The sequence below is a fragment of the Desulfovibrio legallii genome, assembly GCF_900102485.1.
GTDB lineage: Bacteria > Desulfobacterota > Desulfovibrionia > Desulfovibrionales > Desulfovibrionaceae > Desulfovibrio > Desulfovibrio legallii_A.
The window spans coordinates 270,367-279,709 of record NZ_FNBX01000002.1 but is presented as its reverse complement, the minus strand read 5'-3'; the positions used below and the strand labels follow the sequence as shown (position 1 = coordinate 279,709).

At 54.8% G+C, this 9,343-nt stretch carries 11 protein-coding genes; all 11 read left to right on the top strand.

Annotation, left to right across the window (positions count from 1 at the left end; all coding sequences use genetic code 11):
- Positions 1-208: transposase (locus BLS55_RS02380; protein WP_180365370.1), on the top strand; the 208-nt coding region annotated here is incomplete at its 5' end.
- 117 nt (positions 209-325) lie between these two features.
- Entirely contained in the window at positions 326-736 is a 411-nt protein-coding gene (locus tag BLS55_RS02375; RefSeq protein ID WP_257243104.1) for an ATP-binding cassette domain-containing protein, read from the top strand.
- Positions 737-852: 116 nt separating this feature from the next.
- Entirely contained in the window at positions 853-1,851 is a 999-nt protein-coding gene (locus BLS55_RS02370) for an NAD-dependent 4,6-dehydratase LegB (protein ID WP_092152759.1), read from the top strand.
- A 21-nt stretch (positions 1,852-1,872) separates the two neighbouring features.
- On the top strand, positions 1,873-3,057 hold the full coding sequence (locus BLS55_RS02365) for a LegC family aminotransferase (RefSeq protein ID WP_092152773.1): 1,185 nt from the start codon (positions 1,873-1,875) through the stop codon (positions 3,055-3,057).
- The gene (locus tag BLS55_RS02360; RefSeq protein WP_092152758.1) at positions 3,038-3,679 is read left to right on the top strand and encodes an acetyltransferase; all 642 of its coding nucleotides are present in this window, start codon (positions 3,038-3,040) and stop codon (positions 3,677-3,679) included. The genes BLS55_RS02365 and BLS55_RS02360 overlap by 20 nt, the downstream gene beginning before the upstream one ends.
- Entirely contained in the window at positions 3,672-4,685 is a 1,014-nt protein-coding gene (neuB, locus tag BLS55_RS02355) for an N-acetylneuraminate synthase (RefSeq protein WP_092152757.1), read from the top strand. Before BLS55_RS02360 ends, neuB begins: the two co-directional genes overlap by 8 nt.
- Positions 4,673-5,833 (top strand): UDP-N-acetylglucosamine 2-epimerase, encoded by a 1,161-nt coding sequence (neuC, locus tag BLS55_RS02350; RefSeq protein WP_092152756.1) that lies wholly within the window; start codon positions 4,673-4,675, stop codon positions 5,831-5,833. The genes neuB and neuC overlap by 13 nt, the downstream gene beginning before the upstream one ends.
- Complete coding sequence (locus BLS55_RS02345) at positions 5,833-6,873, top strand: nucleotidyltransferase family protein (RefSeq protein ID WP_092152755.1); 1,041 nt, start codon at positions 5,833-5,835, stop codon at positions 6,871-6,873. Before neuC ends, BLS55_RS02345 begins: the two co-directional genes overlap by 1 nt.
- Complete coding sequence (locus BLS55_RS11800) at positions 6,870-7,808, top strand: Gfo/Idh/MocA family protein (RefSeq protein WP_143339498.1); 939 nt, start codon at positions 6,870-6,872, stop codon at positions 7,806-7,808. The genes BLS55_RS02345 and BLS55_RS11800 overlap by 4 nt, the downstream gene beginning before the upstream one ends.
- Entirely contained in the window at positions 7,790-8,509 is a 720-nt protein-coding gene (locus BLS55_RS02340; RefSeq protein ID WP_092152754.1) for an acylneuraminate cytidylyltransferase family protein, read from the top strand. Before BLS55_RS11800 ends, BLS55_RS02340 begins: the two co-directional genes overlap by 19 nt.
- Positions 8,509-9,297 (top strand): SDR family oxidoreductase, encoded by a 789-nt coding sequence (locus BLS55_RS02335; RefSeq protein ID WP_092152753.1) that lies wholly within the window; start codon positions 8,509-8,511, stop codon positions 9,295-9,297. Before BLS55_RS02340 ends, BLS55_RS02335 begins: the two co-directional genes overlap by 1 nt.
- The last annotated feature ends 46 nt before the right edge of the window (positions 9,298-9,343 follow it).

Sequence of the window (9,343 nt, the reverse complement as noted above, 5' to 3'; positions counted from 1 at the left end):
ATTTCCCGCCGCGCACTGGCGGCATATTCGGACAAATAACCCGCTCGAAAGGCTGAATCGTGAAATTCGGCGGCGAACGCGGGTGGTGGGGAGCTTTCCCGATGGGCACGCGGCCTTAATGCTGGTAGCGGCCCGGCTGCGCTATATGGCGGGCCAGAAATGGGGCACACAGCGGTATCTGTGCATGTCCAGGGAGGAAGCAGAATAGCGTCGGCGCTGTCACGGCCCTTGCAGCCGCGGCATCTTTGAATGTACCGCTCGCAAGGCCCGCGCCAGCGCCTTAAGGCAGACCCAAAAATCCTGACCACGCGGGCCGCTACGAAATGTGCGAAAAATTCTGGACACTACCGACGACCTGGAGCAAAATATCGACACAGCCATAGGTGAACGCGGCGTACGCCTTTCCGGCGGCCAGGTGCAGCGGGTAGCCATTGCCCGCGCGCTGTATAACGATCCGCAGTTCATCCTGTCTGACGAGGCCACCTGCGCCCTGGACGGCGCGGCGGAACAGGCCATCCAGCAGACCATCCACAGCCTGCGGGCGCATATGACATTGGTGGTGGTAGCCCACAGGTTGAGTACGGTGGAAGCCTGCGATTATGTGTACTGGATAGACGGTGGCGCGGTACGCATGGAAGGGACGCCGGCAGCAGTCTTGCCGGCATATGCGGCGTATCTGGATTTGAAAAATAGGGAATCGCCTCCCTGCACGCCAATGCCTGAGATGTTGGCGTGATGAATCCATAGGGGTAACGCCAGTGCGAACTCCGCTCCGTCGCAGCAGTCCAAGTCGACCAATGCTGGGATCCCGAAAGGTGTTTCTGCGAAGGGCATAACTCATCTGTAGGCAACATGAAAAAAGTTCTTGTAACCGGCGCGGACGGGTTCATCGGTTCACACCTTTGTGAAATGCTTGTGACCCGCGGTTATGCCGTTAAGGCTTTCGTCCAGTATAACTCCTTCAACTCATGGGGCTGGCTGGATCGATCACCGTTAGCTGCGCAGATGGAAATTTTCCCCGGCGATGTACGTGACCCTAACGGCGTACGCATAGCCGTAAATGGTTGTGAAGCGGTCCTGCATCTGGCAGCTCTCATTGCCATTCCCTATTCCTACCAATCACCGGACGCTTATGTGGATACAAATATTAAAGGGACGCTCAATGTGCTCCAGGCAGTTCGCGATCTGGGGGTTGGGCGACTGATCCATACGTCCACCAGCGAAGTATACGGCACAGCGCACTTTGTCCCCATTACGGAAGAACATCCAATCCACGGACAGTCACCGTATTCCGCTACCAAAATTGCGGCGGACCAACTGGCCCTGAGTTTTTACCGCTCGTTTGAAACTCCTGTTGCCATCTTACGGCCCTTCAACACTTACGGGCCACGCCAGTCTGCGCGGGCGGTCATTCCCACCATCATCACACAGATCGCTGCTGGGGCCCGCCGGATCAAACTGGGCAGCCTGAGCCCTACCCGTGACTTCACCTATGTGACCGACACGGCGGCGGCCTTCGTGGCTATGCTGGAAGCTCCTTTGCAGCGCGTTGTCGGTGAAGTCCTTAATGGCGGTTCCGGTTTTGAAGTCAGCATAGGCGATACGGCGCGCACCATTGCGAAGGCCATGGGTGTCAATATTGAAATTATTTGCGATGGACAAAGGCTACGCCCCGAAAAAAGCGAAGTGGAGCGGCTCTGGGCTGACAACACACGTCTGCGAAAGATCACCGGCTGGCAGCCAGCCTATGAAGGAATAGAGGGTTTCAAACGTGGACTTAAAGAGACGGCGCAGTGGTTCTCGAAGCCGGAAAATCTTGCGGGATATAAGAGCAATATCTATAATATTTGATACAGAGCAACAGGGTTGGACATGGAAATTTCTGAAGACTCCTTTGCAGGGTTGTTAGCCGAAATCCGTCGCATCAACCACTGCCCTGGAGGCGATCTACCTCTGCATGCCCCTGTGTTTCACGGAGCGGAACGGAAGTATGTGCTAGACGCCATCGACTCCACCTATGTTTCTTCTGTGGGCGGATATGTGAATCGTTTTGAGCAGATGCTCGAAAAAACTACCGGAGCCGCGCGCGCCGTAGTCTGTGTCAATGGCACTGCGGCCTTGGAAATGTGCCTTGTTCTTGCGGGCGTCAGGGCTGGTGACTTGGTGCTGACGCAGGCCGTCTCCTTTGTAGCCACGGCCAACGCTGTGGCACATCTGGGTGCGGAACCCGTTTTTCTGGATATTGACAAAGAAACCTTGGGCCTCAACCCGCAGGCCGTAGAGACCTTTCTTCAATCCTCGTGCAAAACCGGGCCTGACGGATGCCTTCACAAGGCCACGGGAAAACGCGTGGCCGCCTGCATCCCTATGCATACCTTCGGCCTGCCCTGCCGCATGGAAGCCCTAGTGGAAGTTTGCAGCGTCTGGGGCATCCCCCTTGTGGAAGATGCGGCCGAAGCCGTGGGTAGCACACTCCGGGGGCGACACTGCGGTACCTTTGGCCTCGTGGGGGCCCTGTCCTTCAACGGCAACAAAATTATCACATCGGGCGGCGGCGGGGCTATCCTCACCAATGACATAGCACTGGGAGCCAAAGCCAAACACTGGACAACCACGGCTAAAACGCCCCACAAATGGCTCTACCGACATGATCATGTAGGCTGGAACTTTCGCATGCCAAACCTCAACGCAGCCCTTGGCTGCGCACAGTTGGAAAGGCTGCCCGCCTTTCTGGCCGAGAAACGCGCCCGCGCTACGGCCTATGCCCGGCTGTTCGCCGGAACTGCTTGGGAATTCATCACCGAGCCGGAAGGCGCCGTGAGCAACTACTGGCTATGCGCCGTACTCACCTGCAACCGCGCCGAGCGCGATGCTTTTCTTGAAGCAAGCAATGCGGCAGGCGTCATGACGCGCCCAGTGTGGGAGCCCCTGCATACCCTGCCCATGTTCGCACATTGCCTGCGGGACGACCTGAAAATAACCAGTAATGTTGCCGACAGGCTGGTAAATTTGCCCAGTGGTTGCCAAGGCCAAGAAGATGCACATAACGTACGATGACAGATCCCCCATTGTGCTGGCAGGCGGCGGTGGTCACTGTCACGCTGTTATTGATGTGCTCGAATCCGCCGACATCCCCATTGCTGGGGTCGTGCACGGACCGGATTGCGCATTGACTCCGGTCTTGGGCTACCCCCCCTTGGGGCATGACGCAGATCTGCCGGGGCTGCGCAAAAAATTTTCTCAAGCCTTGGTGACGGTGGGGCAAATCAAAACTCCACGGATCAGGCAAACGATCTTCGCTAAACTGCGGCAGCTCGAATTTGAGTTGCCTGTAATCATTTCACCACTAGCGCACGTCTCGCGGTATTCCACCATTGGAGAGGGCAGTGTTGTTATGCATATGGCCATAGTCAACGCCGGCACCTTTATCGGAAATAATTGCATCATTAATAGCAAAGGGCTTATAGAACACGACTGTAATATCGCTGATCATTGCCATATTGCCGTTGGAGCAATCCTCTGCGGCAAGGTCACGGTCAATGAAGGGACATTTATTGGCGCAGGCGTAGTAATAAAACAAAAAATACATATTGGGAAAAGGGTTATCATCGGTTGTGGCACCACAATATGCGACGATGTCCCAGACGGTACAATAGTGAAAGGTCAGCACTATGGCTAGATGCATTATCATTGCCGAGGCTGGCGTCAACCACAACGGCAGCGTTGACTTGGCCCTTCGGCTTGTTGACGCAGCTGTCGCGGCCGGAGCTGATGTCGTAAAATTTCAGACTTTCCATGCGGCCAGCCTGGCTTCCCGCAGTGCGCCCAAGGCCCAATACCAACAAATCTCCACCGAAGGAGGAGCCTCCCAGATCGCCATGCTGCGCAAGCTGGAATTGAGCAAGGAAGACCACAGACGAATTCAGGCGTACTGCACACGACAGAACATTTCTTTTCTTTCAACGCCGTTCGATGTTCCTTCCATAGACTTCCTCACCTCGTTAGGAATGTCCACCTTCAAGATCCCTTCAGGCGAGATCACCAACTTGCCCTACCTCCGCAAAATTGGCAGGTTGGGGAAAAACATCATTCTTTCTACTGGGATGAGTACCCTCGCCGAAGTGGCTGCGGCTCTGCACATCCTGGAGTCCGCGGGCACTTTGCGCAGCCGCATCACTCTGTTGCACTGCACCACCCAGTACCCGGCCCCGCCGGAATCGGTGAATCTGCGGGCCATGTTGACCTTGCGTGACGCCTTTCCCGGCATTGCCGGGACGGGATACTCCGACCACACTCAGGGCATTGAAATTCCTTTGGCCGCAGCGACGCTTGGCGCGACTGTCATTGAAAAACATTTCACCCTTGACAGAACTATGGAAGGCCCTGACCACAAGGCCAGCCTTGAACCCCAGGAACTGCGGGCTATGGTGGCCGGCATACGTCGAGTGGAGAGCGCCTTGGGCGATGGCGTTAAAGCCCCGGCACAGGCAGAGCTTCCCAACATTGTGGTCGCACGTAAAAGTCTTGTGGCGATGCGATCCATCAAAAAAGGGGAAAAATTCAGTGAAGAGAACATAACAGCCAAAAGGCCTGGCAATGGCATTTCTCCCATGCGGTGGGACGAATTTATTGGGAAAGTTGCGTCGCGTGACTACAACGAGGACGATCTGTTGTGCGAACCATAGCTGTCTTTACCGCCACAAGGGCTGAATATGGCTTGCTGCGTCCTGTGCTATCACACCTGCGCGCAAGTGCATGCCACCTGCACCTTCTGGTCAGCGGTACGCATTTGTCCCGCAAACATGGATACACCCTGACGGAGATTACCAAAGATGGCTTTGTACCTGACGTAGCCATCCCCTTAGACCTCACTACGGACGCCTCGGAGCATTTGTGCCAAGAGATTGGCAGGCTCATCACGGCAATAGGCGAAGCCCTGGCACAGATCAGGCCCGATCTTTTTGTCGTTTTGGGTGATCGGTACGAATGCCTCGGAGCCACGCTGGCAGCAGCCATGATGCACGTGCCCACGGCACACCTTTACGGGGGAGAGGTAACCCGCGGGGCCATGGACGACGGCTTCCGCCACGCCATCACCAAACTCTCCCATCTGCATTTCACATCCTGCGAGCCCTACCGTCGCCGTATTATTCAGTTAGGTGAACAACCTGATCACGTCTGGAACGTTGGCGCACTGGGTGTAGAAAACGCATTGAATCTACCACTTCTGGATATCGACGCCACTCATACAGCCTTGGGACTCCCCCCAGGCGCCTCTTATATCCTTTGCACCTTCCATCCTGTTACCCTGGAGCCAGGACAAGAAATAGACCAACTAACCGCCCTACGCAAAGCGCTCGACCTTTTTCCGCACTGCCATATAGTTTTCACTGGGGCCAATGCTGATTCTGGCGGCTACAACATCAATCAATACATCGAGCACTATGCCGCGGCGTACCCGGAACGTGTACGTTTTTTTCAGTCTCTTGGGACGCTACTGTACCTTTCCGCTGCAAGACACGCCCTGTGCGTGGCAGGGAACTCCTCCAGCGGCATTATAGAGGTCCCCTCCCTTGGAGTTCCCGTCGTCAACATCGGACATCGACAGGAAGGCCGCATAGTTTCCTCGGCCGTGCTGCATTGCGAGCCACGTGAAAAGGCCATTGCCGCCGCCCTAGCGCAAACGACAGCGCCAGAACGCCGCGCCCTGGCCAAAAATACGCCGAACCCGTATGAAAAAAACGGTACGAGCGATGCCATCGCCCACACCTTGCTAACCTTCCCCCTAAAGGGCATACTAAAAAAAATGTTTTATGATATGGCGAGGAACTGATGGATTGGAGGACACTACGTCTTTTCCCCAAGCAATCCGTACGGGACGCATTAACACTTATTAACGCAACCGGCGAACAATTCGCGTTGGTGACGGATAGCGAGGACAAACTGATAGGCGTTGTTACTGACGGCAATATCCGTCGTGGGCTGCTGACTGATGCTTCGCTGGAAAGTTGCGTCCGTGATGTTATGAACCCTACACCGCGACACGTAAATATCGCCACATCTGCAGTACAGGCATTGCGGATGATGGAAGAAGCCTCCTTGAGTCACTTGCCCGTACTGGACGAGGCTGGGACAGTACATCACGTCTGGAGCATAAAAAGGCTGCAGAGCGTAAGCCCCTTGCCGAACAATGTAGTACTTATGGCTGGTGGCCTGGGGTCACGCTTAGGCGAGCTAACTCAAAATTGCCCCAAGCCCATGCTACATATCGGCGGAAAACCCATCCTAGAAATAGTGCTTAAAAATTTCATCAATGTGGGCTTTCGCCATTTTTTTTTGGCGGTAAATTATCTCGCTGATATAATTATTGAATATTTTGGCGACGGAACACATTTCGGTTGCCATATCCAATACTTGAAAGAACCCAAACGCATGGGCACGGCTGGCGCACTTTCTCTTTTACCGCCGCAGACTCTTCCACTCCTGGTGGCCAATGCGGATATTTTGACACATCTCAACATGCGCTGCCTTCTCCATGAGCACCTGGCCCACAACAGCCCGGCCACTATGGTGGTCCGCAAACACTCCGTGCAGATGGCTTATGGCGTCGTGGAGAGCGATACACAGGGCAACCTTACGGGCATCAAAGAAAAACCCAATATAAACGTTCACATCAGCACCGGCATATACGCGCTCTCACCTGCAGCACTCCCTTTGATCCCGCCAAAAACCTTTTTTGATATGCCGGATCTGTTCCAAAAGTTGCTGGAAACCGGGCAACGGCCCCGAATCATGGAAACCAACGAATATTGGCTGGACATCGGGCGGCTTCCAGATTATGAACGCGCACAAAATGAATTCTTACAACTATGAACAAGCCAAGTGTTCTCATCTGGGGCTGCGGCTCTATCGGAATGCGCCATGCCAGTCTTGCTCTTGAACTTGGAGCCTCCGTTTTTTGTATCAGCTCGCGCAACGGATTGCCGTTTCCTTCTGTTAAAGATTTTCGTGAGTTACCAGCGAATTTTTCGCCGGATGTTGCTATTATCGCCACACCAACGGCGCTGCACGCTGCACATGTACGGGTGGTATCGAGCTTGGCCCCTCGCCTGACTCTGGTAGAAAAACCCTTGGTGAAAACCGCAACAGAAATCGGCCCTTGGCTGACAGACGCACAACGGCGGTGCACTCTAGTTGCTTACAACCTACGCTTTCACCCTGGAGTCCAAGACTTGCAAACGCTTCTGAAAGACAAAAAACTCTTGGCATTGCAATTACACGTGGGGCAATACCTTCCATCTTGGCGGCCTAACCAGGATTACCGTCAATGCTATTCCGCCTTCAGAGGGCGGGGTGGCGGCGTGTTGCGAGACCTCTCGCACGAGTTGGATCTGGCCTGCCTGTTTGCCGGGCCTTGGCGACGGGTGGCCGCCTTAGTCGGCAAACTCTCTTCATTGGACATCGAAAGTGATGATACCGTAACAATTCTTGCAGAGCATGAAGGCTGCCCTCAGGTCAGCATCCATCTGGACTATTTGCAATCGCCGGCGCGGCGAGAGATTGTGGCAATCCTCGAAGGTGGTGGCATCTACCTAAACCTGCTGGATGGCACGCTCCATCATGGTGAAAAGGTGAAAATTTATAGGGTCGATGGAAACACCTCATACCGGTTGCAGATGCAGGCTGTACTAGCAGGGAAGACAGAACCTTGCTGCACATTTTCTCAGGGACTTGACGTTGTGTCATATGTGGACGCAGTTGAACGTGCAGCCGCACAGCAGGAGTGGATATGGCGCGCCAACCAATAGTGTATGCTTTTATTTTCGCTCGGGGCGGGTCCAAGGGGGTACCCCGGAAAAACATCAGACGGCTTGTCGACAAGCCGCTTATTGCCTACCCTATTGAAACCGCCAAACAGATCGCAGCGGTCAAACGCATCATTGTGTCCACGGATGACATGGAAATTGCGGCTGTGGCCCGTCAGTGGGGCGCAGAAACCCCCTTTATGCGCCCCCCAGAGCTAGCAACTGACGACAGCCCGGAATGGGAGGCTTGGCGGCATGCCTTGCGGCAAGTGGGCTGCACGGAACAGGGCGGGCCGTGTGATGTTTTTCTGTCGCTGCCAGCCACGGCACCTTTGCGTAGCGTAGACGATGTAGAGCGCTGCCTTGCGGTCTTTAGCAACACTGGCTGCGATGCGGTCATAACCACCACACCGGCCGCGCGGCACCCCATGTTCAATATGGTTAGTCAAACCCCAGATGGGATGGTTCACCTTGCCCAAACGCCTTCCGTAGGCTATTGTCGGCGTCAAGACGTTCCACCGCTCTTTGATATGACTACTGCGGCCTATGTGCTGTCTCCCACTTTCATTCTGCGGCAGAACTCTCTAATGGCCGGGCATGTGCGCCAAGTGGTTTTACCGCGCGAACGCGCTGTGGACATCGACGACGCGCTAGACCTGGCATTTGCAGAATTTCTGCTTGCCCATCAACAGGTGCATAATTAATGGATGTTTCTTTGGAAGGACGGGTCGCGCTCGTTACTGGCGCTACCGGACATATCGGCCAAGCCATTTGCCTTGAGTTAGCAGCACATGGTGCCGCCGTGGCAGTTCTGGATTTGCAAGAACAAACCTGTGTCCGGCTGTGTGAGGCCATAGCCGCCAAGTACAGTGTGCCTGTCCTGCCTGTTCCTTGCAACTTGGCTGAGGATGCCCAAGTACATGCTGTCCCCCACCGGATAGCTGCAGCTTTGGGCGGCCTGGATATCCTGATCAACAACGCCGGTTTTGTAGGGACCAGTGGCCTCCCTGGCTGGGTAACGGATATTGAACGCCAAACAACAGAAACGTGGCGCAAAGCTCTCGAAGTCAACCTCACTGCACCGTTTACCTTATGCCGAGAATCCATCCCATACCTAAAAAAATCTGGCCGGGGCAGCATCATCAATGTGGCCTCCATTTACGGCGTGCTTGGGCCTGATATGAGCCTGTACGACGGCACGAACATGGGCAATCCCATTGCTTACGCCACATCCAAAGGCGGCCTCATACAAATGACGCACTGGTTCGCCACGGTGCTTGCTCCTGACATCCGCGCCAACAGCATTTGCCCCGGCGGCATATGGCGCAACCAGCCAGAGGCATTTACCGAACGGTACAAAAAACGCACGCCAATGAAACGTATGGCAACAGAAGAGGATATGGTGGGAACTGTGCTGTATCTCGCCAGCGACTTATCACGTTATGTGACTGGACAGAATATCATGGTAGATGGTGGTTGGAGCAGCTGGTAGCAGGCCATGGTGAGCCGACAAAACGCACTTCAAAAGCAAGCTAATC